The sequence below is a fragment of the Larkinella rosea genome (assembly GCF_003858635.1).
GTDB classification, from domain to species: Bacteria; Bacteroidota; Bacteroidia; order Cytophagales; family Spirosomataceae; genus Larkinella; species Larkinella rosea.
Map to the genome: position 1 here is coordinate 170914 of NZ_RQJO01000007.1, position 25296 is coordinate 196209.

The window sequence follows — 25296 nt, forward strand, 5'->3', positions numbered from 1 at the left end:
GATCTGAAAACCAGATCCCTCATTTTTTATCCGAATGGCCCAACGGTTTATCCGGATTGACAACATCCCGAATCAGTTGCTTCAATTCTTTGATTTCCGGAAACCGCCCGGCTTCTTTCCGATCGAAGATTTTCTCCCCATCGATGCGGACTGAAAACCGCCCGCTGATTTCGGAAGGTTGCAGCAAAACGCCGTGAATATCATCGGTAAACGTCGTCAAAATCTCCTGCGCCATCCAGGCCGAACGCATCAGCCAGCCGCATTTTGGGCAGTATTCGAGGGTAACGGTGGGTTTCATTTTTTCAGTTTGAGAAATCACGTTTTATGAACATCCTGGAACCGCAACATGTCGTCGAGCCGCTGTTCCTTTTCGTTATCAAAACCACACGATGAATTGAACTCCTGCGGATTCTGATAGGTTCCAAAAAGCATATCCCACCAGACAATATCACCGTAATTGTTGGTGTGTTTGTTGTGTTCGTGGTGAATCCGGTGCATTTCTGGGCGTTGAAAAATATAGCCAATCCAGCGGGGTGTCCGCACATTGGTGTGGTAAAAAAACTCGCCCAATGCCGTACAAAGGGTATAAATACCACCGGCTTCGGGACTCAGTCCCAGCGTCGTATAAACGAGTAAACTGCCGATAATCGAATTAACCGTCATTTCGAGCGGATGTTTGTAAAACGAAGTGATGACTTCGATCCGTTGCGGACTGTGGTGAATCTGATGAAAATGCGTCCATAAAAAAGCGACCGTATGCCGCCAGCGATGCCACCAGTAGAATATAAAAGTAGCCATGAAATAGGCGATTAAACCACCCAGAACTGGATTTACGTAATTGGATAAATAAAACAATGAATAGCTCGACAGCCACTTTTCCCACGTAAAACCGGCTACTACCACCACCAATAATTGGATGAAATTAACCGCCAGAACGCGAATGGTCCAGGTCGGAACAGGTGGTAATTTCCAACCCGGGAAAAAACGCTCGAGCAGAAAACAAAAGGCGAAAGTGATAAAAATGATGGGTAACATACCGGTAGCAGGTTTTGGTTGACAAGCCAAAATAACCCGTTACCAGATCGTGAAAAATTGATAAATATCAAGTTCGCTTCAAATTATTTATTGCTTATTCGCCCGCAAGCGGCTCACGGTTTCGGGTGATAAACCCAGGTGTGAGGCAATGTATTTTAGGGGAACCCGGCGAAAAATCTCCGGGAAATCAGTCAGCAACTGCTCGTATCGTTCCCGAGCCGACTGCATCCGAAGGTTCTGTGCCCGCTGTTCACTTCGCAAATAATACCGCTCTGTCAGCAGGCGTCCTACTTTGTTAAATTCGGGAAAGGTAGCATACAACCGCTGAAGCTGCTCGTATGTAATCGACCACAAAACGCTCTCTTCCAGCAGTTCGACGTATTCCTGAGCGGGCTGGCGGGAATAGAAACTGACGATTGAAATAATAAAATCGGATTCTTTCATAAACCACGACGTTACCTCCCGATCTTCTTTCAGAAAATAGCCGCGAGCGACCCCTTTTTCAATGAAAAAAATCCGTTCGCTGACCTGGCCGGGTATCAACAGCCAGTGCCGACGGGGTAATTCGTGCCGACGGAGCATTTGCCGAAGCATACTTTCAAGCGGTTCAGCAATCGGCTGCAACTGCCTGATCGAGTTTAGTAAGGTTTCCATTTCGTTTAACAAAGATTGCAAAAACCGGTTCAGGGCGTCCTGAAAAACCCGTTATCTCATCCGAATCTACTCAATCTGATTTGCCATTGATTTGATTTTTGTATATTTGAATCGATGGCTGCTTTCGTTGGACTTGACTCGTTTTATAAAAACATTCTGAACCGAACGTCGGAATACCCCAAAAATGAAGTGGGTCATTTCAATATTTTTAAGGTGGAAGACATTCGGCTGCCAACTCACAAACCGGTACATTATACCCGTCGTAATTTTTTTAAGATGACGCTGGTCACCGGTCACAGTAAAATTCATTATGCCGACCAGAGTATCGAAGTGAACGGCAGCGTTCTGGTTTTTACAAACCCGATGATTCCGTATTTCTGGGAAATTATCAGCGAAGAACAGACCGGTTTTATGTGCATTTTTACGGAAGCCTTTTTCAGTCGGTTTGGTAGTATCAGTGAATATCCGGTTTTTCAACACGCTGATTCGGCCGTCATCGCTTTAAATGAGAGCGAAGCTGCCAGTTACAAAGCCCTGTTTGTAAGAATGTTGGATGAATTACAGGGTGATTACGCTTACAAATACGATCTCCTGCGCAACCTGCTGATGGAGGTGGTTCACGGAGCGCAGAAAATGCGACCGCTGGCTGGAGACCGGCACGCTGGATCGAATGCGGCCGAACGCATCACCGGTTTGTTCGCCGAATTGCTGGAGCGGCAATTCCCGATCGAATTGAGCAATCAGGTCATTCAGCTCAATACCCCGGCGGCTTTTGCCCGTCAACTGAATATTCACGTCAATCATTTGAATAAGGCGCTGAAGGAAACAACCGGCCAAACTACTTCGCAATTGATCAGCGATCGGGTGCTACAGGAAGCCAAAGTTCTGCTGAAAAGCACGAACTGGACGATTTCCGAAATCGCCTGGAGCCTGGGGTTTGAAGAGCCGAATCATTTTTCCAGCTTCTTTAAAAACCGGGCAAAACTAACAGCCCAGAAATTCAGAAGCTCGAACACAGATTGATTTTTGTAGTTTTTGATTTCATTCCTGTATCGTCGCTGTCGGCGGTTTTCCGGACCTTTGTTCCATAAAAAATTCTCTTATGTGGACAAAGAAAAATATTTCCGATCAGACCGGTAAAACGGCGATCGTCACCGGTGCCAACGCCGGTATTGGTTTTGAAACCGCTCTGGCCCTGTACGAAGCGGGGGCGCTGGTGATACTCGCCTGCCGCAGTCTGGAAAAGGCCGAAGAAGCCCTCCATCAATTAAAGAAACAGGGAGGAAAAGGTACGCTGGAAATCGGTCTGCTTGATTTGTCAAGTCTGGATTCGGTCCGGCAGTTTGCCGAAACGTTCCGCAAAAACCACTCACAACTTCACTTATTGATCAACAATGCGGGCGTCATGATTCCACCGGCCTCGAAAACCGCCGAAGGGTTTGAGCTGCAATTTGGCGTCAATTTCATCGGACATTTTGCCCTGACCGGATATTTGTATCCGCTACTCCAGTCAACTTCCGGTTCGCGGATTGTAACGGTCAGCAGTGGCGCCTACCGGCGTGGTGCGATCGATTTTGATAACTTACGGTCCGAAAAAGATTACGATCCTACGCGGGAATACGGTCAAAGCAAACTGGCCAATATCCTGTTTGCGCTTGAATTGCAGCGCCGGATCACGGCCATCGGCGACCCGGTTCTTTCGTTGGCGGTTCAACCCGGCGCTAATAAAACCGAACTGTCACGGTATATGACGGAAGATGCTTTTACGGCGGCTATCGAGCGGGTGGGTCCGCTGATGGACCCCTGGCAAGGTGCGCTGCCTTCGTTGTATGCCGCAGTGTCGGACGAGGTGAGGCCGGGCGGTTTTTACGAACCCGATCAGGACAATGGTTATCGGGGATTTCCGGTGCTGTCGATACTGGAACCGCATGCGCAGGATGAAACCGTGGCGAAAAAGCTTTGGAATTTTGCCGAAGAGGTTACCGGCCTGCAATATCCAGTATCATTCCAGTCCTGAGAGCTGCACCGAATAAAAACCGGCGGTTTTCATTTAAAGAAAATCCGCCAGTTTTTTGATTCGGTAAAGCAGAAATGTTCATTCAGTCGTTTCGTGAATTTTCGCGGGAATCCGCTAATCCGTTTCATCGTGACTCCTTCCGATTCTTCTTCCATTCCTGTAACTTATCATTGCAAAAACCATTTCTTTCGGCGTACTTGGTTGCAACTAAATCACTTGCCATCATGGAAAATCAACCGTACAACAATCCGCCACTTCCGCCATCTCCCACCACGTCCCTGAGCCCTTCCGACGAACGGATGTGGGGGTTGCTGGCTCACCTGAGCTCACTGGCCGGTTTCATCATTCCGTTTGGAAATATCATCGGGCCGGTTGTGGTCTGGCAGATTCAGAAAGATAAATCGGCATTCGTGGATTACCACGGCAAAGAAGCCGTGAATTTTCAGATCACGATGGCCATTGCCTACTGCGTGGCCTTTCTGCTGATTATTATCTTTATCGGAATACCAATTCTGATCGTGCTGGGCGTACTTAATATCATTTTTGCCGTTCTCGCCGGAATCAAAGCCAACAACGGCGAATATTACCAGTATCCGTTTGCGATTCGGTTGATAAAGTAGTTTAAAGCTCAATTGCCCGTATTTTCCTTATAAATTAAAACCACGGACGGCGGACTTTGAAGGTTCGTTTCAGGCCACGGATCAGGAGGAAGGCTCCGAGCACACCGAAAATAATGGCCAGTACGGTGATGTGCAGCACCGCAAAAACGATGGCGACACCAATAATGGGGATCGATGCTTTAAGCTGCCAGGGAATCCGTTGCCACCAATTTAGTTTCTTGCGCGGTTTAAGTCCGAGAATTTCGCGCAAGGTTTTCTTCTGACCCGGTTTGGGTCGGGGTTGAGGGAACGTGCTGTTTTCAACAGCGCCGGCCGACGAATGAACCAGCAAACTCGTCGACTGGTGCGGGCGTTGCGTGGCCGAAGGCACCGGGGGAACGACCGCAGCAGATGCGTAAAATTCCGGCATTGGCGGTTTGGGTACCGGAGATTCAGAAACCGTGCCGGCCCATTCGACTACCTCAATGCCCACCGTATCTTCGGGCGAAGCTACCGGTTTTGGTTTTCCGGACGATCGAAACGATTCAACGGGGATAGGCTGGTAGCGTGCGTAGGGTCGATGGCAGGAAACGGCAAACAAACAGCAAACGACGGCAAGGGGAGCAAGGGCACTTTTTCTCATCAGGCTGAACGACGGTTCGGGATGCAAAACCTTCCTTTACAACGAAACCGATCCACCGGTTTATACTTTCTGAACCGGAAATTATGATCAAAAAAAGACCTGTATGGCTGATTAGTCCCTACAGGTCTGAAAGTCAATCGCTTAAAAACGAAGCCTTATGCTTGGAGTCGCTTATTTAGCGGGTGTTCCGCTTTGGGGCGTTGTGGCCGGAGCAGCAGGTGCTTGCTGAGCCGGAGCCTGTACGCCAGCTCCCGGTACGGTTTTCGTCGCGGCTGCGTCAACGTTGGCGCTGTTGATCGTTGCTCCAATCGGGTTCCGATCGGTAGCGATGTAGGTTGCGAGCGTCAATGCCATGATGGCGATGGCAAGTCCCCAGGTCACCTGTTCGAGCAGATCAGTGGTTTTCTTTACACCCATCAACTGGTTAGAACCAAGTCCACCAAATTCACCGGATAAACCGCCCCCCTTGGAGTTTTGAATAAGTACTACCAAAATCAGTAATACGGTACAAATACAAATTAATACAATGATTGCCGTTAGCATTTCGATTCGCCCTTGCGGTTATTTTAGTATGCGTATTGTTATAGAAAGGAGTTATTTACGACTCTTTTGGCCCTTTTAGAGCCTCGATTTTCTCCGCAAAATAAACCTTTTTTTCCGGATTTTTCAACATTAGTTTCACGTAAATGTCAATAGCGCGCTCGGACTTGCCCTGTCGGGCCAGAATTTGCGCGAAAGCCTCCGTAACCGGAACGCCCGAATTGGCTGGCATCCGGCGCGTCAAATCTTCCTGATCGGCCTGTTCGCTGGTATTGAGCCGGGGGCGTTGAATCATCGGTTCCCGTTTGATGAAGTCTTCGATGATCCGCAACTGCCGGTTGCGTTCGGGGTCTGAAGCTTCAACCGCAACGGTTTTTTCCTCCGTCGATTTATGTTGTTCCAGCGTGGTCTGAATCACTTTTTCGGTTAGAATTGCCTCATCAATGATGGGCACAACATCGTTGATCGGTTCAGGACCGGATGCTGGTTCTTCCTTTGGATTATCAACCACCGGAAGTTCTTCGAAAGCAACTGATTTGGCAAAATCGAAGATGGGATTCGAGAGAAATGGATGGTTTTGTTCGGCTTTTCGCTTAAACAATTCGTAGCTTTCTTTTTTGTAGTCGTCGGGAATCGGGACCTGCTTGAGCGACAATTCATTCAGGCGGCTCAGTAGGTTTTCCGACCATTGAAACTCATTCTCGATCAATTTCCGTAACGCATTCCGGCTGAGGGCGTGGGCCGCTGCCTGACGAACGTAATCGACAGCGTGACTTTTCTGGTGAACCGAAGTAGCTTTGGCTGCCAGCAGATACAGCGACTGACAATACGGATAAGCCGCAATGGCTTCCGTTAACGGTTGGATATCAGCAGGTAACAACTCCTCGGGATGGGTAATCCAAAAGGAAAACGTTTCTTTGTCCAATTTGTCCATTGGATTGAGTACGGAAAGGATGGTGTCGCTTTGGTCAAATTTAACAAATAGTTACCAGTTTCCGCTTCCGATACTAGTTATAATTAATGGCGGAGAACGGAGAAGACAAGAGGGTTTATTCCGTGTTTTTACCAGTCTGCGGCCGTTTTATTGAAAATATCCAGCACCAGCTGGTCCTGAATTTTGGGCACCAGGCGACTTTCGCTCTGCGTGAGCGTCTGATTGGCCGGGAAATCCTGGTAAAACGAAAAAGCCTGATCGAAATTCTTCGTCTCGTCTTTCGAATTGGAAAACCGCACCTGAACAGATACCTGCAAACGGTTTTGGGCCGCCTGATCGGAAGCCGTGGCGGCAACCGGCAAGACGTCATAGGCCGTGAACGACCCTTCCAGCACGATGTCGCCATTGTTCGGAACCACCTTCATGTTGGTGTACCGCTGGTAATATTCCTTCAGTTTTTCGGTAAACTGCAACGTCAGGTTCGCCGGTCCACCAGCCGCCGAAGTCGTAAACGTATTGATTGTAATGGTTTTAATATTCGGATCGAGCGTCGTGCCGGTAAACGAATATTTTCCGCAGGAGGAAATAAACAATGCACAATGAACCATGAACAATAAATAGAAAAGAGGAAGACGAAGCAATCGGCGGCCCATAGTGTTCATGGTTAATTGTGCATTGTTCACTGAATCAGAATTAATCTTCTTCATCGATCTGGTATTGTTTAATCTTCCGATATAACGTCCGTTCGGAAATGCCGAGTGCCTGGGCTGCGTATTTTCTTTTGTTGTTGCTGCGCCGTAAGGCCTTGACAATCATTTCTTTTTCTTTTTTCTCCAGCGACAGTGAGTCGTCTTCCTCGGTTTCGTGGGTAATGTCTTCCACCGTTACGTCACCGGTTGCATCAGCCGTGTCGTAATCGTCGGCGTCGATCAGGTTCGCGGGCGGAAGCAAGCGGGGGACGGTTGGCTCCGGCTCCGGAATGAGTTCGCTGGGCTGGAGCGTATCGAACAATTCCTTGTGATTATTCAGGATTTCGTGACCGTTCTTTTCGTTTTTCAACACGTCGAGCACCAGCCTTTTCAGCTCGTTCATATCTCGACGCATATCGAACAGCACCTTATAAAGAAGCTCGCGTTCGGAGAAATTGTTTTCCGAATGCATTCCGGGCAAAACCATCGGCGACTGAGACGCCTGTGACGAAACCGGTGGCAGGTATTTCGCCAGCGTCTCGGCTTCAATCACTTTGTTATTTTCCGACTCCAGAATGGACGTTTGCTCGGCAATGTTTTTCAACTGGCGGATGTTTCCCGGAAACGGATACCGAAGCAGCAACAATTTAGCAGCCTCCGAAAGCTGAATGGGCGGAATTCGGTAGCGTTCGGCAAAATCGGTCGTAAATTTCCGGAACAGAAGCTCGATGTCATCACCGCGTTCGCGCAGGGGCGGTACAAAAATCGGGACGGTATTCAACCGGTAATACAAATCTTCGCGAAACTTTCCCTGTTCGACAGCCGCCAGCAGGTTGACGTTGGTAGCTGCCACCACCCGAACATCGGTTTTCTGTACTTTCGACGAACCGACCCGGATAAACTCGCCGTTTTCGAGCACCCGCAACAGCCGGGCTTGGGTTCCCATCGGCATTTCGCCAATTTCATCCAAAAAAATGGTGCCACCGTTGGTGGTTTCAAAATACCCTTTTCGCTGATCGACAGCACCCGTAAATGACCCTTTTTCGTGACCAAACAGTTCCGAATCGATCGTTCCTTCAGGAATGGCTCCGCAGTTGATGGCAATGAACTGGCCGTGTTTGCGGCTGCTCAGGCTGTGAATGATCTTCGAAAAAGATTCTTTCCCACTTCCGCTCTCGCCCGTAATCAACACGGTCAGATCGGTAGCCGCCACCTGAATGCCCACGTTAATCGCGTAGTTCAGGCCCGTTGCATTGCCGATAATGCCGAATCGCTGCTTGACCGACTGGATTTCTTTTAAATTCATAGATACTGGAAATGGGGAACTCTTAAACCGTAACGCCCCGTAGCGTGGCCGCCGTGCAATCCGTCACTAACACGTTGACATACTGGCCTTTCTGGTAATTACCTTTCGGGAAAACCACCATTTTGTTCTGGTCATTGCGGCCGCTCAGAAAGTCATCGGAACGTTTGGAAAACCCTTCGATCAATACGCGTTGTACCTTGCCAATGTGCCGTTGGTTGCGTTCCAGCGACATATCGCGCTGCAAAGCGATGATCTCGTTCAGGCGACGGAGTTTGACTTCATACGGAACGTCATCGGCGTATTTTTTAGCGGCCGGTGTGCCGGGCCGCTCCGAGTAGGCAAACATGTAACCGTAGTCGTAACGAGCATATTCCATCAACGACAGCGTGTCCTGATGCTCCTCTTCGGTTTCGGAGCAAAAACCGGAAATCATGTCGTGCGAAATGCCGCAGTCTTCTCCCAGAATGGCGCGAATCCGGTCGATTTTCTGGATATACCACTCGCGGTCGTAAGTCCGGTTCATCAGCTTGAGAATCCGGTTGTTACCGCTTTGGGCGGGCAGGTGAATATAGTTGCAGATGTTGTCGTATTTCGCCATCGTGTGCAGCACTTCGTCGGTAATGTCTTTCGGATGTGAAGTCGAAAACCGGATGCGCAACTCGGGGTCAACGAGGGCGACGCGTTCGAGCAACTGGGCAAAATTGACTTTTTCTAACCCATCTTCCGAGGTCCATTTGTAACTGTCGACATTCTGCCCCAGCAACGTAACTTCTTTATAACCAGCCGCAGCCAGATCCTGGGCTTCGCGAACGATCGAATGCGCATCGCGGCTGCGTTCGCGGCCCCGGGTGTAGGGAACGACGCAAAAGCTGCACATGTTGTCGCAACCCCGCATGATCGAAATGAAAGCCGTTACGCCGTTGGAATTCAGGCGGATTGGCGAAATGTCGGCGTAGGTTTCTTCGCGTGACAGAAAAACATTGACGGCTTTCTGCCCCGACTCGGCTTCTTCCACCAGTTTCGGAATATCGCGGTAGGCGTCGGGCCCGGCCACAATATCTACCATTTTTTCTTCTTCCAGCAATTTGGCTTTCAGGCGTTCGGCCATGCAGCCCAGCATGCCGACCAGCAACTCCGGTTTCCGCTTTTTCAGCACATTGAGTTGCTTCAGCCGGTTGCGAACTTTCTGCTCCGCATTGTCACGAATGGCGCAGGTGTTCAGGAAGATAACGTCAGCTTCGTCGGCGGTGGCAGTGGTGGCAAAACCGGCGTTTCGCATCACCGAAGCCACGATTTCGCTGTCCGAAAAATTCATCTGACAACCGTAACTTTCGATGTAAAGCCGTTTTTTTCCGATGGCCAGTTCTTCTTCCAGAACCCGTGGCTCGTCAGCGCTTTCCTTGTCGGCTTCGGTCAGTATGGATAATGTCTCCGTAATGCGTCCCATAAAATATTGTATCAAAAATCGCTTCTGTCGGAGGGTCAGGATTTGCCGTTTCCCGCAGAGAAAATTCTCAGCGCTTCGTTAAAACTTTACAAGCTAAACCCAAAATGACCCCCTTCATTCAAAACCGGTCATTCGTAAACGAAACATCAAAGTTACGAAGATTTTAGGGAACTGTGACAGTTTGTCAGGTAGGAAAGTATCGACGGCAAAAACCGCTAGAACGGATACCCGATTCCGAAGTTGATAACGAGCGGATTGGGTCCTTTGAACATTTTATCAAACCGGAATTTGGGCAAAAAGAAACGTTCATCGATCAGATCGCCGGGGTTTTTACCGGGAACCGTGTAGCCGGTTCCGTCGGGGTTGGGGGAGTAGATGTAGTAGCGGGAAGGATCGTAAACCTTAACCGCCCCGTCGAGCCGAATAATGAAGAATGAAAAATCGATGCGCAATCCAATACCGGAGCCGACGGCAATTTGCCGAATAAATTGGGGAGAAATATTTTCACCCGTTCGATTGACGTTGTTCCGTAATGTCCAGACGTTCCCGGCATCCACGAAAAAAGCCCCGTTGATGTCGCCCCCCAGGTGAAAAAGGTGCGTTCGCAACTCGGCCGATCCTTCCAGAATGATATCGCCGGGTTGTTCGAAATCGTAGCGAAACTGGCCGGGTCGTTTCGGATTAAAGATCGGCACCAGCGGATTGTCGCTTTTGGAATACGGAATCGACGAGCCCGGACCCAGTCGGCGGGGAAGCCAGGCCCGGATGCTGTTGCTGCCACCGGCGAAAAAGAGCTTTTCGTACGGGGCGGTTTTGTTGTCGCCGTAACCAATCACCATGCCCGTGTTGATTCGAAAAGCCAATGTGGTTTTGGAACGGACTGGGATGTAATGCCGGAAATCAACGCTGCCCCGCAGGTATTTGTAATACTGCAAACCGCTTGTGGCAGTGGTTTTGAAAAAGCTTTTAAGTTGCTCGTTACTGAAAAAATTTAAGGTAGTACCACCGGATTCCAGCGATAATCGCAGAAAATTCGCCCGCCGGTTTTGCCCCAGCACGTTCGTGTTGTAGGTATAGGTGAAGCTGATGCTGGAAGCGAAGGCGCTTAAAAAACTTCGTTGAATAGTACTTCCCAACGAATCCTGCGTCTTTAAATAAGCCCGGAAAGCATCGCCATCCTCTCCCGGTTTGATGGACGCTTTTAGGTAATTAACGTCGGCAATCACAAAATTATACTGGTGTTTATTGTTTTTCAGCCAGTTGTACGACAATGCCGTCCGTAAAAGTCGACGGCCATAATCAGGGCGGCTGGTGTAGTTATAGCCTAAACTGACCTGCGTACGTGGACTCAGCCGATTGAACAAAAACCGGGCTTTTCCCGGAAATACAATGTGCGGGAAAATCAGCGACGTATTGATCCCTAATTCCTGGGCAATGCCAACCCCGCTGCCGGACAACGCAAAACCAGTCTGGGCTTCAAAACCGTACCGAACCGCCGTCTCGAACGTGCCCAAACCGCTGAAAATATTATGAACCCGGAACGAAGCCGTGCCGAACGGACCCGGATAGCCCTGTCCCTGGTACAACACGAAAACCCCGCCTTCGCTGGTCAGTTCGTATTTGTCGATCGGAATCAGATTGATACGGGTTCTGAGATGCCCTTTCGTCGTATCCGTAAAGCTGATGTTGGCAAATCGGAACTGGTTCAGCAGAAACAACTGCCGCTGGCTGTCCTGGTAATTTCTGAGACGATACAGGCTATCGGGCCGCAGAAAAATCCGGCTGTCGAGCAAGCGAAGCGAATAATTTTGCTGACCCAGGTAAAACCGCAGGCCATTATACCGCGTGGTGTCGAGCGAAGCCCGGTCTTCGGCCCGCGCCACCCGCACTTCCACTTCGCCGATCCGAAAAACCGGGTGGCGCGGCTGCCCGGGCGGATTGGCAATTTTTACCCAGATGTTGAGGTTACGGAACGCTGAGTCGGTGCTGAGCGACCGCGCCGAATCAACATCGAGCGGCAGCGGAATGTATTGCCGGGTAAAGCTGTAATAACCGTTGTTGCGCAGTAATTCTTCAATCCGGATTCGCTCGGTTTCGATCTTTTCGGCATTGTAACGTTCCCCGGTTTTCAGCGCTGAAGAACGGGCGAGGGTGGGGCGCACAATGGTGTCGACGCGCGGATCGGCGATCTGGTAGGTGATCTTGTTGAGGTGAAACGGAATGTTCTCGGTGATGTTGTAAGTCACGCGTACCCGGCGGCCCAGCGTTCGGTTACTATCGACCGAATACGACGCTTTTCCCAGAAAAAAACCGTTGTTGAACAAAAACCGCTGCATTTTCTGCGCGTTTTCTTTGGCGTCGGTTTCGTAAAAAAAGGCGGGCGGTTCGCCCAGGGAGCGCATGACCCAGTTGCCTTCTTCGGCACGTCGGCGCAATCGGGTGAGTTGGCGGTTGAATCGTTTCTGTTCTTTTCGGTACGATTTGGTCGAATCCGGTTTTTCGGTAAACTGGTCATATTCTTTGCGTTTGGCTTCCAGCTCGCGCTGGGCGGCTGCCTGATCGTAGGTTCGGGAACCCAGTCGATAGAACCAGAGGGCGGGGGTGATGGGCAAACGCAAAATCCGGCGGTTAGGCCGCTGGGGAATGAGTGCTTCGAAATCAGAACTGGGTAATGTCCGGTTTCCGCGAACGGTCTGGCTAAAGAGGAGATACTGGTTTTTTTGTAAATTTTCCGAACTTACGCAACCCGAAAGGCCGGAGAGCAGACCGGCACTTAAAACTAAAAAACTGATCGTACGAACCACGCATTTCGGATTACAGCTTAGGATGCTTCCCCATATTTTGTAATTCGTACGCATTAATCCGTATTTTCTTGCCATGATTTCCAAATCGCTTAGCAAATATATCCAGTCGCTGCATCAGAAAAAATACCGGCAGGAACACGGCGCCTTTTTGGTCGAGGGTGCCATTGATGTACTTGAATTGTGCGCATCAGATTATCAGATGGAATTGCTGTTTGTAACGGAGCCATTTTACAAAGAAAACGCCGGGTTGCTGGATAAACAACGGGTGCGAATGGAAATGGTTTCGGCCGACGATCTGAAACGGGTCGGTACGCTGGTGGTCAACGAAGCGGCCCTAGCCGTAGCTAAAACGAAAGAAAACCGGTTTTTAGTGGCTGAAACTGACGAGTTTGTGCTGGTGCTGGACGACATCCGTGATCCCGGAAACCTCGGTACCATTCTCCGGATTGCCGACTGGTACGGGATTCGGAAACTAATCTGCTCGCAGTCGACCGCCGATGTCTACAACCCCAAAGTCATCTCGGCCAGCAAAGGGTCTTTTACGCGGGTGGAATGGTATTACTGCGATTTGACTACCTACTTAACGGCGGTTTCGAAACCGGTTTTTGGGGCTTTTCTGGCTGGCGAAAACGTGCACTCGCAGGACTTCGGAAAATCGGGTTACCTCGTGATGGGAAATGAAGCAAATGGCATTAGCTTTGAAGTGGAAAAGCTTGTCAGTAAGCGCATTACGATACCGCGCTACGGTCAGGCCGAATCCCTGAATGTGGGCATTGCCACGGCGATCATCTGCGACAACCTGCGCCGGACCGAAACCGCTCAGGGGGGAGCAAAATAAAAGTAGCCCTGTTCAACGCAAGGCTACTTTTACTGCTTTCTTAACCTAAACTAAATGTACATATTGTTTACAAAAATACGACCGGGGGAGGGCTCTACATTTACCCCAAATTGGGGGATTTATTAGAAACCGGAGATGGCGTAAATTTGTGAAACAGGGGGATTTTATCCCCCAGGACTGATGAAAAGAAATCTAAGCGTATTGCTGCTCTGTCTGAGCTGGGTGACGGCGTTCACCCAGGCGATCAAAAGCCTGCCGTCGGGTAGTTCGCTGGAGTCGCGCGGAAGGGTGATAAAATTTCTGGATCAGATTTCGGTTGATAATGGTCTGTCCCAGAGTGGTGTTGACTGTATTTTAAAAGACAGCCGGGGCTATGTTTGGTTCGGGACGCAGGACGGTTTAAACCGCTACGATGGCTACCAGATCACGCATTACAAACACAATCCGTTTGATGCAACGACCATTTCCCACGACCAGATTATGTCGTTGTATGAAGATGCGCACGGGAAAATCTGGGTCGGAACCGTCAATGGATTGAGTGAATACGACCCCGTGACCGGGCGGTTTCGACGTCACCAGAATTTGCTGGAACCCAAACGGCGTCGCTATGGCCTGACCACCATCAACGCCATTACCGCCGACCGCTTCGGCACCTTGTGGCTCGCAACGAGCTGGGGACTCAAACGTCTCGTTTTCAAGAACCCAAAGCAATACGACGTTATTCATTACACCATTGAGAACGAAGACGACCGGCGGGCGCAGGTGATCAATACGCTCCTCATCGACCCGAGCGGAATGCTCTGGATTGGGACCGGAAACGGCCTGGCTGAGCTACATCTCACGAAACCCGGCCCCGTTCAGGCTAAACCGGCCCCCGTTAACGTGGTGGCCTGTACCGAACAGATGACGTATCAATTGCCCGGTGCCTGGGTAAAATCGCTGGCTGCGGATGAGTTTGGAACGATTTGGGTCGGAACCGCCAGCGGAATCGCCCGGATCAATCCGAAGTTGGGGCAATCGGAACTGTATCCGGAAATTGGGGAACAAATTGGCGATCTTCCGATTTCGTCACTTCACATCGATCGGTATAACGTGCTGTGGATCAGTACCCAGAAGCGGGGTATTTACCGGTTTAAGATTGTCAGCGACCAGCACATTCGCTTCATTGACAGCATTCAGGAAGACTTGTTCGCGAAAAAAGGGTTGAAAACCGGGATCATCAACACGATTTACGAAGGTCCTGCTCCACTGGAAGATATTGTCTGGATTGGAACACACGATGCCGGTGTGCAGGTCTACAGCCGGTCGAAAAATACCTTCCGGCAATGGCCCATCATCACGAACCGCATGCAGTCGTCGGCCGCCGGTCTGGTGTTTGCCGTCACGACCGACCACATGGGCAAACTCTGGATCGGAACGCACGAGGGACTGATTCAGATCGACCGCTTAACGTCGGCCATGCAGCGGTTTCGGGGCAACCCGAATGACCCTCACAGTTTGAGCAGCGACAAAATTCAGTGCCTGCGCGAGGACCGGAAAGGCAATCTGTGGGTCGGCACGATGGAAGGCCTGTATCGGTACGACCGGCAGCACAACCGGTTTGACGCCCGGCTGCCGGGCACGGGGAAAGAGTTGACTGCGAGAGGGGGGGAAAAGGGCGATGGTGTGCTGAGTCTGTACGAAGACCGGGCTGGGAATCTGTGGGTTGGCGGGTACTCAAGTCTGCGAAAAATTGACGCAAAAACCGGTCAGGTAAGCTCATATCGCCATGATCCAAAAGATCCGAACAGCTTGCGGGCGTTCATTGTCTATGCCATTCAGGAAGACCGGAACGGGATGATCTGGGTCGGGACCGGTTTTGGGTTGAATAAAATCAACTTGGAAACCGGAAAAATCACCCACTATGAGAACAATCCGAAAGATCCGCACAGCCTGATTGGCGAACAGGTGCTGGGCTTTCTGCGCGACAGCAAAGACCGGTTTTGGGTTTGCAGCAACAAGGGGTTCAGCAAAATGGTGTACGGGAAGAACGGCGAGGAGCGGTTTATTCATTACACCGAACGGCAGGGTTTGCCCAATGAACTCGTTTACGGCGCTTTGGAAGACGCCCATGGACGCATCTGGATGAGCACGAACCTCGGTCTGTCGTGTTTTGACCCGGCACGGGAAAAATTTGAAAACTACGATATCAATGACGGCCTGACGATCAACGAGTTCAATATGAATGCGTACCACCAGGCCGCCGACGGCGAGCTGTTTTTCGGCGGTATCGGCTCGCTGGTGAGTTTTCTGCCCCTGCGTATGGTTAAAAACCGGCACTTGCCGCGGGTGGTGCTGACGTCGTTCAAGAAGTTTGAAAAACCGGTGAATGTCGATAGCCTGCTGGCTAAAACCGGTCGGATCGAGATTCTGCCCGGCGAAAATTTCTTCTCGTTCTCGTTCGCAGCACTGGATTATACGAATTCGCACAAGAATCAATATGCGTATAAGCTGGAGGGTTTCCAGGACGGCTGGATTGAAAGCGGGGTGCGCCGGTACGTCAGTTTTACCAATCTGAAACCGGGTGAATATGTGCTGAAAGTTCGGGGTTCCAACAGCGACGGCGTGTGGAGCGATGCGAATATGCTGCGGATTCCAATTACGGTTTTGCCGCCCTTCTGGCAAACGTGGTGGTTTATGCTGACACTGGTTACGGTCATCGGAGCCGCCACCTGGCTGGTGTACAATTACCGGGTGAAAAAGAAAGTGGAACACCTGCTGGAACTGGAGCGGGTGACGCTGGCCGAAAACGAACGCGTTCGGAAAATGGCTGCGCAGGATTTGCACGATGAATTCGGCAACACGATTACCCGGATTTCGATGCTGACCGAAATCATCAAGAACAAACTGAACGGGCACGGCGCGGAGATTTCACCGTTACTGACCAAAATCAGCGACAACAGCAACCGGCTTTATCAGGGCACCAAGGATTTTATCTGGGCGATCAATCCCGAACACGACAATTTTCTGGAGATTGCCATTCGGTTGAAAGATTTCGGCGACGACGTTTTCGACCGGAGCCGAATCACCTTTGAAGCCACCGGCATTGTCGACGATCTGCGGAAAGCGGTTTTGCCGGTCGGCACGAGCCGCCACCTGATTTTTCTGTTCAAGGAAGCCATGAGCAACACGCTGAAACATTCGCAGGCCACGACATCGCAGATTCATTTTGCAATGCTGAACCGGCGGATCGAGGTGCAATGGAAAGACAACGGCATCGGTATTCAGCCAAGTAACAAATCGTCGGTTGGCAACGGGCTGCACAACATCCGCAGCCGGGCCGAAAAAATTGGCGGAAAAGTAGACATTACATCGGAAATTTTGGAAGGTACCACCGTTACGTTTCGGATGGATATCCCGCACATTGGGTGAAAACCCGAACAACCGCTTCATCGACATTCCTTTCGTAAAGACAATTGCTCCGTTGGTGTAATAACGGGGTTACTTGGCCTAAAAAAGTAGTTACTTACTTTCGCAAACTCTAATGAACACACTATGAATGTAGCTCAACTATTACGCAGTCCGCAGACGATACGGATTTGCATTGTGGAGGATGACAATCTGATTCGCGACGGTTTCGCCCTGCTCATTAACAGCACCTACGGTTTCAAGATCGTAAACACGTATCACCGCTGTGAGGATGCGATCAAAAACCTCCTTTCTGACGCTCCCGACGTCGTTTTGATGGACATTGAGTTGCCGGGCATGAACGGGATCGAGGGGATTGCCCGAATTAAGAAACTCCGCCCGAAAACGAATATCATCGTGGTTTCGGTGTACGAAAATGACGAGCTGGTGTTCAAGGCATTGTGCGCCGGTGCGGGTGGTTATCTGACCAAAAACATGCAGCCGACGCGGCTTCTGGAAGCCATTCGGGACATTCAGGAAGGAGGGGCACCGATGAGTACGAACATCGCCCGCATGGTAGTGGCGTCGTTTCAGAAAAACCGCAACTCACCCCTGACGGCGCGGGAAACCGAAGTGCTGGAGTTGCTGTCGAAAGGGAAAAGTTACACCACCATTGCCGAACAATTGTTCGTGGACAAAGAGACCATCCGGACGCACATCAAGAATATTTACTGGAAACTCGAAGTTCATTCCAAAGCGGAGGCTATTGAAAAAGCGATCAAAGAAAGGTTGATTTAAACGAGAAAATCCCCTTTTCTGGGGTAGAGGGCCACCCACACCTTCCCGTACTTTTGTGGTGTTCGAAGCGTGCGCAGGGCAACTGGCAGTGTGCTGACCGACAAAAAAATGAAGGTTCCGGTAATTCTGAACCTGATCTATGAGATGAACGTAAGCAGAAAAAACCAGCCGTTTCGGCTGGTTTTTTCTGTTAATAAAATCCCCCTCAATGCGGGATTTTAGGACCCGTAAGGTTCTTGACCTTTGTTTAAAAATCATTTTGAAATTTAAACACTGATCAACAAACCGATGAAATTACTACTTCTACGTGTAATTCTGCTGGTACTTCTCAGTTACCAGTATGGGTTAGCCCAATCCAAAACCGTGTCCGGAACGGTGCGGAGTTCTTCCGACAATTTGCCGATGCCCGGTGTCACCATCGGGATCAAAGGCACCACCCAGGGCGCCACCACCGATGGTAGCGGAGATTTCCGGATTTCCAACATCCCGGATAATGCCACCCTGGTTTTTTCATTCATTGGATTTAAAACGCAGGAACTTCCGGTCGGGAACCGCACCACCTTCAACATCGTGCTCCAGGAAAGCGCAGCCATTCTGAACGAGGTTGTCGTGACGGCATCGGCCATCGAGCGGGAGAAAAAAACGCTGGGGTACGCAGTCACGAATGTGAAAGGCGAGGATCTGGTCCGGGCCAATGAGTCAAACATGCTGCGGTCGCTTCAGGGCCGGGTGCCGGGTGTTCAGATTTCGAGTGCATCAGGTGCCGCCGGCGGGGCCACGCGCGTGGTTATTCGTGGAGCGCAATCGTTCAACGGAAATAACCAGCCGCTGTATGTCGTCGATGGAATTATTGTCAGTAACAACAACACAACCACGCAGATTATCAACGGAAATGGAACCAATTCGGCGGCCGGAACCGGTGGCGATTTGAACAACGGTGTGGACATTACCAACCGCGCTGCCGACATCGATCCCAACAACATCGAGTCGGTTTCCATTCTGAAAGGACCAGCTGCGGCTGCCTTATACGGTTCGCAGGCTGCCTCGGGCGTGATTATTATTACGACCAAAAACCGGAGTAAAAACGTGACGGACAAACCGCAGATCAGCCTGAACAGCTCGGTTACGTTCGAAAATCCGTTGCGGTTGCCCCAATTTCAGAATACGTTTGCGGGCGGTTTCGATGGTATTTACGACCTGAACGACGGCGGAAACGTGAGCTGGGGCCCGAAAATTCGGGGGCAGAAAGTGGCCGACTGGCACACCTACGGATTGTATACGCTCGGCCAACTGGATCACCCGGATTCGGTGACACTGATGGCCCGGCCCAACAACGTGCGGAATTTTTTCCAGACCGGCGTCACACTCAACAATTCCTTTTCGGTCCGGAACAACAACGGCACGTCCAACTACATTCTGACAGTTTCCGACGTGAATACCAAATCCATGATTCCGAGTACGACGTACCGCCGGACAGCCGTGAATGTGGGGGCGGGAACCAAGTTTTTCAACAACAAAGTATCGACTAACCTGTCGGCGACCTTCACCCGTTCCGGGGGAGATCGCGGGGTTCAGGGCCAGGGCCGGTCGAATATTCTGCAAACGATTTACAATACACCCCGCGATATTGAAATCACCGACCAGAAAGACATCAATGATCCGAGATACAACCTGGATGGGTATTACCTGGCCGGTTTTCGGAACAATCCGTACTGGTTACTGGAAAATAACCTGCTGAAAGACAACGTAAACCGGTTTTTCGGTAACGCGCAGGTTAGTTACGATCCGGTGCCGTGGCTGAACCTAACCTACCGCATCGGTACGGATATGTACTCGGATATTCGGACGCAGAAATTCGCGTTGGGAACCATCAATACCGTCAGCGGCCGCTATGTCGAAGACAATACGAACTTCCAGAGTCTGCTTTCCGACTTTATCCTGACAGTTAACCGCGACCTGAATTCCGACCTGAATCTGAAGGTAATTCTGGGCCATAACCTGCAGGATTACAATTCGTCACGGGGCGTTTACGACGGCCAGCCGCTGATCGTACCTGGTTTTTACGACCTCAGCAACGCCAGTTCGATTGTTACCACGCGGGTCGATCAGCGTACCCGATTGTACGGTATTTATGGCGATGCGCAATTGTCGTACAAGGATTACCTGTTTCTGGATGTAACCGGCCGGAATGACTATTCCTCGACCCTGCCGAAGAAAAACCGGTCGTTCTTCTATCCCGGTGCCAGCGTCAGTTTCATCCCGACCAGCGCGTTTCTCGATCTGAAGGGTGGTGCGCTGAGTTATACCAAAATTCGGGCGAATATCGCGCAGGTGGGGAAAGTGGCGAATGCGTACCAAATCCTCCCGGTTTTCACGCGGACGTCGATCACGGACGGTTTTCAGGCCCTATATCAGTTTCCACTCAACGGTGTTCCGGGCTTTTCGGTCGGCAACATTCGCGGGAATCCGGATCTGCGGTCGGAGTTGACGACCTCCTGGGAAATTGGCGCTGAAGCCCAGTTTTTCAACAACCGATTAGGATTGGATTTTACGTATTATAATTCGAAAAGCGAGCAGCAGATCGTCAACGTCCCCATTTCAGGTACTTCCGGTTTTCTGGCCCAGACCCTGAATGCCGGTGCCATGACCAACAAAGGTCTCGAGATTTTGCTGACCGGAACGCCGGTCAAAGCCGCATCGGGTTTCCGGTGGGATGTTTCGCTGAACTTTACGAGAAATCGCAACAAGGTGACGGAACTGTATAATCCGCTGGCGCCGGTTGGGCTGGGCGGTTTATCGACACCCGGTTTACAGGCTCGCCTGGGTGAGCCTTATGGAACGTTCTTCGGGAGCAAAATGCTGCGCGATCCGGAAGGCCGAGTGGTGGTGAATCCGACGACAGGTCGCCCGCTGGCCGACCCGGTTTTGCAGGTTCTGGGTAATATTCAGCCCGATTTCTCGGCTGGTTTGAGCAACACGGTTTCGTTTAAAGGACTGACGTTCAATGTGCTGGTCGATACGCGTCAGGGTGGAAAGTTTTTCTCCCAAACCACCAACCTGGGACGCTTCGGCGGTTTTCTGAAAGAAACGACCTTCAATGACCGCGAGCCGTTTGTCTACCCGAATTCCGTCACGCAGAACCAGGATGGCACGTTTACGCCGAACACAACGATCAAAACGAGTGGCGGTTTCGAGTACTGGTCGACGCTGTCGAACTTCGGCGAAAACACCCTGTTCGATGCTTCTTTCGTAAAACTGCGGGAAATGAGCCTGAGTTATGCGCTGCCCAAATCGTTGATTGGCAAAACGCCGTTCTCCACCATCCAGGTATCGCTGATTGGCCGGAATCTGATGCTGTGGACGCCCAAATCGCAGCCCAACGTCGACCCGGAGGTGAGTTCGTTCGGAACCGGCAACAGCCAGGGCTACGAATACCTGGCCTATCCATCGACCCGGAGTTACGGCGCCAGTCTGAAAATTGTGTTATAACCGACCAAGATTTTTCCAGAAATATGAAACGAATAGTCCGGAAAGCCGTGTTGCTGAGCCTGTTTATTGGCCTGAACACCGCCTGTAAAAATGATTACCTAGACATCAATACCGATCCCAATAACCCTTCCGTTGCGGATATAAATCTCTCATTACCAGCGGGACAGGCTCAGGTTGCCTTCATTGTGGGCGGTCAGCTTAACATCGTGGGGAGTATCCTGTCTCAATATTGGACCACCCCGAAAGGCGGAAATCAATACCGGGCCTGGGATCAGTACAACATCACGTCGTCCACGCTCGATGGGCAGGGCGGGCAGTTTGCCACGATGTATTCGGGTGCATTGGAAGATTTCCAATACGTGATCAATCAGGGCAGTACGCAGAACGAGTGGCGGATGGTTGGCATTTCGAAAATTATGAAAGCCTATGCGTTTGGGGTATTGACCGATTTATACGGTGACATTCCATTCTCGGAAGCCCTTGATGCCGACAAGACAATTACGCCCAAATACGATACCCAGAAAGACGTTTATGCGGGATTGCAAGCCCTTTTGGATGACGCCAAAACCGATATTGCCAAAAAACAGGGGCGATTTCCGGGAACAGCGGATATGATTTATCAGGCAGGAACAGAGGCAGCAATGGATCGATGGGTGCGGTTGGCCAACACACTGAAACTCAAATTTTACATGCATTTGAGTCAGGTCGATCCGGCGGGGGCTAAAGCGGGCATTCAGGCGCTTTACACCAGCAGCGGCACGGCTTTCATGCGAACCGGGGAGAGTTTTCAGTTTGCAAACGGAACGGCCACCAATACCGAAAATCCGCTCTGGCAGGCTAATTTCCGGTTATCCAATAATTTGACAGCCACCACGACGATCGGCAATTTGATGACGCCCAACGCCGATCCGCGGATTCCGGTTTTCTTCCTGGACGCCGATTTGCGGACGCCCGAAATCGATTATGTGTTTACGCCAAACGGCACGACGTCAACGAATACCGCCCAGTATACTTCGTATCCGGGCAAGTATTTTATCGGACAGCGGTTTTTGAACGGAACCATCAACGGCACGTCGGCTGCCAGCGGGGTCACGGCTGCCGATGACAATGCTGCCAAGGCGCGTCCGGTGGTGTTGTTATCGTACGAAGAAAGCCTGTTTCTGCGCGCGGAAGCTGTCGCAAGAACCTGGGCCGGAACGACTGCCGATGATGCGGCCAAACTGTACAACGAAGCCATTACGGCGTCGATGACCCGGTTTGGCGTACAACCGGGCGATTACCTGACCAAACCCGGTGTCGATTTTACCAAACAAACCGATAAAATTAAAGCAATTATTACCCAGAAATACCTGGCAATGTACGGCCTGAACGGGGTAGAAGCCTGGACCGAACAGCGCCGGACCGGTTTTCCCGTACCCACCATACCGGTGGTCAATCTGACGGGAAACAAATTTATGAAACGTCTGCCCTATGTCGATTCCGAGTTGCAGCGCAATCCGAGCATAGCGACGACCGGCATCGCACCCGGTGACGTGCTGACCCCCGTTTGGTGGGATGTCGACTAGACCCTTTATTCGGTTATTGAGCGAGGGAAACCAAGATACAGGGATCAAAAACCAGCCTGGATTGGCTGGTTTTTTCTTTATCCCGCCATTCGACCACTCATCATTTGTCCCCTTCCGTTCCGCAATATCACCTCATTTGGGGTAGAGCGTCCCTGTGGCGGAATGGTACTTTTAGGCCATTAAAGGCTTGCTAACAGTGAATCAGTGGTCACTCCATAAACAACAAATACTATGATTCGTACCTTGAAAATGGCCGCACTTGTCCTGATGATGAGTGCCCCGGCGATGGCCGGAATTCCGTCTACGGGGCCGACGCCCGGTGATGAAAAAGATAATTCGTATTCGGCATCGCCCAACGTTACCCGCACCAAAGCCATGGGGGTGGCCATTTACCGGTCAATCAACACCGCCAAGATGAATCTGATGATCGAGAATTACATCGAAGTGCCGATTCAGGTAACCTTGTTGAATGAAAACAACGAGGTGCTTCATTCCGAAAAAGTGAGCAAGCGCCTGAAAAAATACTGGCGGAAATTCGATATGGAAACGATGCAGGACGGTTTGTACACCTTCGAAGTCAGTGATGGCTATACAAAAGTCACGAAAGCATTCCGGTTGGAAACGCAAAAAGTGGAGGTGAAAGAGCCGACGCGGTTTGTGTCCCTGCTGAATTAAGGAAATTATTTCGCGGAGTTAAGCGGAGAAGCGCAGAGTTACGCAGAGAAATGTTTTAAGAAACCTCTGCGTAACTCTGCGCTTCTCCGCTTAACTCCGCGAAATAATTTTTAGTCCTCACTCCGCCGGTTCCAGATTGATGAGATCGATGACAATCTTCCACTGCCCCTGGCTGTCTTTTTTCCAGACGCGTAAGTAATTTCCCATTTGTTTGACGGATTTTCCCGTCACGGTTGCCAGCGTTTGCGCGTTTCCATACACGTACCCCAAATCGCCCGATTCAGCCACAGAAGCATTCAGTGGCAGAAAACTGAGGGTAACCCGCTGTTTTAGAAGCGAGTCAATCGCGGCCGGTTCGAGGTACGGTTGTTGGTTCATCCGGTATAGCCGGGCTTGAGGAGCCAGAAATTGTTTGTAGGTGGCCGCAATACCGGTTTTTTCCAGTGTTTTAATAAACTGATTGTCGAACGCCAGCAGTTCTTCCCGGTTTTTCAGCGAATCCGGACTGGTTACGCTTCGAATTCCGGTGGCTGCCCGAATCATGTTGGCGGGTGGACTGGGCGGGGCCGGATGTGTAATGCCAATATCGAGGACAAGTCGCCAATTGTTATTGGGGAATTTTTTCCAGATGGTAACAAAATGGCCAAACGCGTTAGGCTTGTCCGCCAGCGTCTTCGGACGGGATTCCCACGGACCGGTTGTATAACCCAGGTCGCCGGACGCCGACACATCGGCCGCAACGGGTTGCCAGGTCAGTTTGCCGGGTGATTCAGGACCGGTTTCGAACAACTCCCGGCCGTTGGTTACTTTCCCTTTCGTGAACAAAATACCGTCCGGCGCCAGGTACTGCAAAAAGGCGGTTTTGGTCGTGCTGTCTTTGGCGAGTTGCGCAAATTTCTTTTCCGTATTTACCAGTGTCAGCAACGGGCTCTGCGCCATCGCCGAACCGGTTGTCGACAGGAGCAGAATAGCGAAGAAAACGTTTTTCATACTACATAAACGAACTCATGCTGGATTCGTTTGCCAATTCTTTGGCGTGTTCTTTACCGAGGTAGTTATCGATCAGAAAATGAGCAATATACAGAATTGGCGTCAGTACAACCGCTATGAAAAATTTGTAAATATAGTTAACAATCGCGACGGCGATCACCTGCGAAAACGACCAGTTCCCGAAAATATAAAACGCAATCGTCAGGACGACGAAACTGTCGATGAGCTGCGAAACGAGCGTCGAACCGGTGGCCCGGAGCCAGATTTTGCGGCTGCCGGTGATCTTTTTCAACGATTGAAAAACCGTTGCATCCAGCAGCTGCCCCACCATAAAAGCCGTGATCGAACCGATGATGATGCCTAATCCCTGCCGGAAAATCATGGCAAACGCATTGTTGATGTTCACCGGATTACCCACCGCATCGGTTTTGTTGACATCGAGCCAGAACTGCGCCGGGGGTAATGTGGTCACAAAGAAGATGATCAGGAAACTGTACGCGATAAAACCGGCTGTAATGTAAGAAATCTGTTTAACGCCTTTGATTCCGTAATACTCGTTAATGATATCGGAGGTAATGAACACAAACGGCCAGATGACCACTCCCGCCGTCAGGTTGAAATCCAGCACAAAATCGCCGGGTAAGTGCAGTTGCGCCGGTGCTACTCCTAAAAATGTTTCCGCCGAAAAAATTTTGACACCGATGATTTCAGCCACAATCGCATTGGTCAAAAAAACGGCACTTAAAAAGAGGTATAGATTGGTTTTTTTGCTGGTAAAAGAAGCCATATGGGAGTTAAGAGTTAAGAATTAAGAGTTATGAATTGTGGTTGCATAAGCCTTGAAAGCATACAATAGCAAGATATAACGCATAACTGACAACTCTTA

The 25296-nt window shown here is 50.5% G+C and carries 21 protein-coding genes; 9 read left to right on the forward strand and 12 right to left on the reverse strand.

The annotated features are described in order from the left end of the window. Positions 1 to 19: 19 nt before the first annotated feature. From EHT25_RS00990 to EHT25_RS01000, 3 genes are all read right to left on the reverse strand, one after another. The gene (locus EHT25_RS00990; protein WP_124869300.1) at positions 20 to 298 is read right to left on the reverse strand and encodes an Rdx family protein; all 279 of its coding nucleotides are present in this window, start codon (positions 296 to 298) and stop codon (positions 20 to 22) included. A 17-nt stretch (positions 299 to 315) separates the two neighbouring features. After that, positions 316 to 1035, reverse strand: a complete 720-nt coding sequence (locus EHT25_RS00995) for a sterol desaturase family protein (protein WP_124869303.1) — start codon at positions 1033 to 1035, stop codon at positions 316 to 318. A gap of 87 nt (positions 1036 to 1122) precedes the next feature. Beyond that, positions 1123 to 1689, reverse strand: coding sequence for a Crp/Fnr family transcriptional regulator (locus EHT25_RS01000; RefSeq protein ID WP_124869305.1), 567 nt, complete (start codon positions 1687 to 1689; stop codon positions 1123 to 1125). 114 nt (positions 1690 to 1803) lie between these two features. On the opposite strand from EHT25_RS01000, the gene EHT25_RS01005 reads away from it, so the two are divergent. From EHT25_RS01005 to EHT25_RS01015, 3 genes are all read left to right on the forward strand, one after another. Then, positions 1804 to 2712 (forward strand): helix-turn-helix domain-containing protein, encoded by a 909-nt coding sequence (locus EHT25_RS01005; protein WP_124869308.1) that lies wholly within the window; start codon positions 1804 to 1806, stop codon positions 2710 to 2712. A gap of 79 nt (positions 2713 to 2791) precedes the next feature. Beyond that, positions 2792 to 3706, forward strand: coding sequence for an oxidoreductase (locus EHT25_RS01010; RefSeq protein WP_124869311.1), 915 nt, complete (start codon positions 2792 to 2794; stop codon positions 3704 to 3706). Positions 3707 to 3930: 224 nt separating this feature from the next. After that, positions 3931 to 4326 carry a DUF4870 domain-containing protein gene (locus EHT25_RS01015; protein WP_124869314.1) on the forward strand — a complete coding sequence of 132 codons (396 nt, stop codon included), beginning with the start codon at positions 3931 to 3933 and terminating at the stop codon, positions 4324 to 4326. Between the two features lie 34 nt (positions 4327 to 4360). Here EHT25_RS01015 and EHT25_RS01020 read toward each other — a convergent pair whose 3' ends face one another. The 7 genes from EHT25_RS01020 to tamL form a co-directional block, all read right to left on the reverse strand. Then, the gene (locus EHT25_RS01020) at positions 4361 to 4948 is read right to left on the reverse strand and encodes a hypothetical protein (RefSeq protein WP_124869317.1); all 588 of its coding nucleotides are present in this window, start codon (positions 4946 to 4948) and stop codon (positions 4361 to 4363) included. A gap of 171 nt (positions 4949 to 5119) precedes the next feature. After that, positions 5120 to 5491, reverse strand: a complete 372-nt coding sequence (gene secG / locus EHT25_RS01025; protein ID WP_124869321.1) for a preprotein translocase subunit SecG — start codon at positions 5489 to 5491, stop codon at positions 5120 to 5122. Between the two features lie 55 nt (positions 5492 to 5546). Next, positions 5547 to 6422 carry a DUF8458 domain-containing protein gene (locus EHT25_RS01030; protein ID WP_124869326.1) on the reverse strand — a complete coding sequence of 292 codons (876 nt, stop codon included), beginning with the start codon at positions 6420 to 6422 and terminating at the stop codon, positions 5547 to 5549. A gap of 128 nt (positions 6423 to 6550) precedes the next feature. Continuing rightward, positions 6551 to 7075, reverse strand: coding sequence for an LptE family protein (locus EHT25_RS01035; RefSeq protein WP_229311392.1), 525 nt, complete (start codon positions 7073 to 7075; stop codon positions 6551 to 6553). A gap of 40 nt (positions 7076 to 7115) precedes the next feature. Then, entirely contained in the window at positions 7116 to 8417 is a 1302-nt protein-coding gene (locus EHT25_RS01040) for a sigma-54 interaction domain-containing protein (protein ID WP_124869332.1), read from the reverse strand. A gap of 22 nt (positions 8418 to 8439) precedes the next feature. Further along, on the reverse strand, positions 8440 to 9864 hold the full coding sequence (gene miaB, locus EHT25_RS01045) for a tRNA (N6-isopentenyl adenosine(37)-C2)-methylthiotransferase MiaB (RefSeq protein ID WP_124869336.1): 1425 nt from the start codon (positions 9862 to 9864) through the stop codon (positions 8440 to 8442). 215 nt (positions 9865 to 10079) lie between these two features. Beyond that, entirely contained in the window at positions 10080 to 12743 is a 2664-nt protein-coding gene (gene tamL / locus EHT25_RS01050; protein ID WP_229311393.1) for a translocation and assembly module lipoprotein TamL, read from the reverse strand. Here tamL and EHT25_RS01055 point away from each other — a divergent pair. From EHT25_RS01055 to EHT25_RS01080, 6 genes are all read left to right on the forward strand, one after another. Next, entirely contained in the window at positions 12742 to 13506 is a 765-nt protein-coding gene (locus EHT25_RS01055; RefSeq protein WP_124869339.1) for a TrmH family RNA methyltransferase, read from the forward strand. The two genes, tamL and EHT25_RS01055, sit on opposite strands and share 2 nt — an antisense overlap. A 180-nt stretch (positions 13507 to 13686) precedes the next feature. Continuing rightward, positions 13687 to 16917 carry a ligand-binding sensor domain-containing protein gene (locus EHT25_RS01060; RefSeq protein WP_124869342.1) on the forward strand — a complete coding sequence of 1077 codons (3231 nt, stop codon included), beginning with the start codon at positions 13687 to 13689 and terminating at the stop codon, positions 16915 to 16917. A gap of 123 nt (positions 16918 to 17040) precedes the next feature. Then, on the forward strand, positions 17041 to 17691 hold the full coding sequence (locus EHT25_RS01065; RefSeq protein ID WP_124869346.1) for a response regulator: 651 nt from the start codon (positions 17041 to 17043) through the stop codon (positions 17689 to 17691). A 288-nt stretch (positions 17692 to 17979) separates the two neighbouring features. Next, complete coding sequence (locus tag EHT25_RS01070; RefSeq protein WP_124869348.1) at positions 17980 to 21180, forward strand: SusC/RagA family TonB-linked outer membrane protein; 3201 nt, start codon at positions 17980 to 17982, stop codon at positions 21178 to 21180. A 23-nt stretch (positions 21181 to 21203) separates the two neighbouring features. Beyond that, entirely contained in the window at positions 21204 to 22745 is a 1542-nt protein-coding gene (locus EHT25_RS01075) for a SusD/RagB family nutrient-binding outer membrane lipoprotein (protein ID WP_124869351.1), read from the forward strand. A 231-nt stretch (positions 22746 to 22976) separates the two neighbouring features. After that, positions 22977 to 23420, forward strand: coding sequence for a hypothetical protein (locus EHT25_RS01080; protein WP_124869354.1), 444 nt, complete (start codon positions 22977 to 22979; stop codon positions 23418 to 23420). 117 nt (positions 23421 to 23537) lie between these two features. On the opposite strand, the gene EHT25_RS01085 is transcribed toward EHT25_RS01080, so the two are convergent. Both EHT25_RS01085 and EHT25_RS01090 read right to left on the reverse strand, forming a co-directional pair. Next, a complete protein-coding gene (locus EHT25_RS01085; protein ID WP_124869357.1) occupies positions 23538 to 24410 on the reverse strand; it encodes a YybH family protein in 873 nt (290 codons plus the stop codon). A gap of 1 nt (position 24411) precedes the next feature. Continuing rightward, positions 24412 to 25197: a queuosine precursor transporter gene (locus EHT25_RS01090; protein ID WP_124869360.1), complete on the reverse strand. Its 786-nt coding sequence runs from the start codon at positions 25195 to 25197 to the stop codon at positions 24412 to 24414. Positions 25198 to 25296: the final 99 nt, after the last annotated feature.

What these genes read in the sequence shown, in the direction of transcription:
- EHT25_RS00990 (WP_124869300.1), bottom strand. Translation starts at nt 298, where the DNA reads ATGAAACCCACCGTTACCCTCGAATACTGCCCAAAATGCGGCTGGCTG.
- EHT25_RS00995 (WP_124869303.1), bottom strand. Translation starts at nt 1,035, where the DNA reads ATGTTACCCATCATTTTTATCACTTTCGCCTTTTGTTTTCTGCTCGAG.
- EHT25_RS01000 (WP_124869305.1), bottom strand. Translation starts at nt 1,689, where the DNA reads ATGGAAACCTTACTAAACTCGATCAGGCAGTTGCAGCCGATTGCTGAA.
- EHT25_RS01005 (WP_124869308.1), top strand. Translation starts at nt 1,804, where the DNA reads ATGGCTGCTTTCGTTGGACTTGACTCGTTTTATAAAAACATTCTGAAC.
- EHT25_RS01010 (WP_124869311.1), top strand. Translation starts at nt 2,792, where the DNA reads ATGTGGACAAAGAAAAATATTTCCGATCAGACCGGTAAAACGGCGATC.
- EHT25_RS01015 (WP_124869314.1), top strand. Translation starts at nt 3,931, where the DNA reads ATGGAAAATCAACCGTACAACAATCCGCCACTTCCGCCATCTCCCACC.
- EHT25_RS01020 (WP_124869317.1), bottom strand. Translation starts at nt 4,948, where the DNA reads ATGAGAAAAAGTGCCCTTGCTCCCCTTGCCGTCGTTTGCTGTTTGTTT.
- secG (WP_124869321.1), bottom strand. Translation starts at nt 5,491, where the DNA reads ATGCTAACGGCAATCATTGTATTAATTTGTATTTGTACCGTATTACTG.
- EHT25_RS01030 (WP_124869326.1), bottom strand. Translation starts at nt 6,422, where the DNA reads ATGGACAAATTGGACAAAGAAACGTTTTCCTTTTGGATTACCCATCCC.
- EHT25_RS01035 (WP_229311392.1), bottom strand. Translation starts at nt 7,075, where the DNA reads ATGGGCCGCCGATTGCTTCGTCTTCCTCTTTTCTATTTATTGTTCATG.
- EHT25_RS01040 (WP_124869332.1), bottom strand. Translation starts at nt 8,417, where the DNA reads ATGAATTTAAAAGAAATCCAGTCGGTCAAGCAGCGATTCGGCATTATC.
- miaB (WP_124869336.1), bottom strand. Translation starts at nt 9,864, where the DNA reads ATGGGACGCATTACGGAGACATTATCCATACTGACCGAAGCCGACAAG.
- EHT25_RS01055 (WP_124869339.1), top strand. Translation starts at nt 12,742, where the DNA reads ATGATTTCCAAATCGCTTAGCAAATATATCCAGTCGCTGCATCAGAAA.
- tamL (WP_229311393.1), bottom strand. Translation starts at nt 12,743, where the DNA reads ATGGCAAGAAAATACGGATTAATGCGTACGAATTACAAAATATGGGGA.
- EHT25_RS01060 (WP_124869342.1), top strand. Translation starts at nt 13,687, where the DNA reads ATGAAAAGAAATCTAAGCGTATTGCTGCTCTGTCTGAGCTGGGTGACG.
- EHT25_RS01065 (WP_124869346.1), top strand. Translation starts at nt 17,041, where the DNA reads ATGAATGTAGCTCAACTATTACGCAGTCCGCAGACGATACGGATTTGC.
- EHT25_RS01070 (WP_124869348.1), top strand. Translation starts at nt 17,980, where the DNA reads ATGAAATTACTACTTCTACGTGTAATTCTGCTGGTACTTCTCAGTTAC.
- EHT25_RS01075 (WP_124869351.1), top strand. Translation starts at nt 21,204, where the DNA reads ATGAAACGAATAGTCCGGAAAGCCGTGTTGCTGAGCCTGTTTATTGGC.
- EHT25_RS01080 (WP_124869354.1), top strand. Translation starts at nt 22,977, where the DNA reads ATGATTCGTACCTTGAAAATGGCCGCACTTGTCCTGATGATGAGTGCC.
- EHT25_RS01085 (WP_124869357.1), bottom strand. Translation starts at nt 24,410, where the DNA reads ATGAAAAACGTTTTCTTCGCTATTCTGCTCCTGTCGACAACCGGTTCG.
- EHT25_RS01090 (WP_124869360.1), bottom strand. Translation starts at nt 25,197, where the DNA reads ATGGCTTCTTTTACCAGCAAAAAAACCAATCTATACCTCTTTTTAAGT.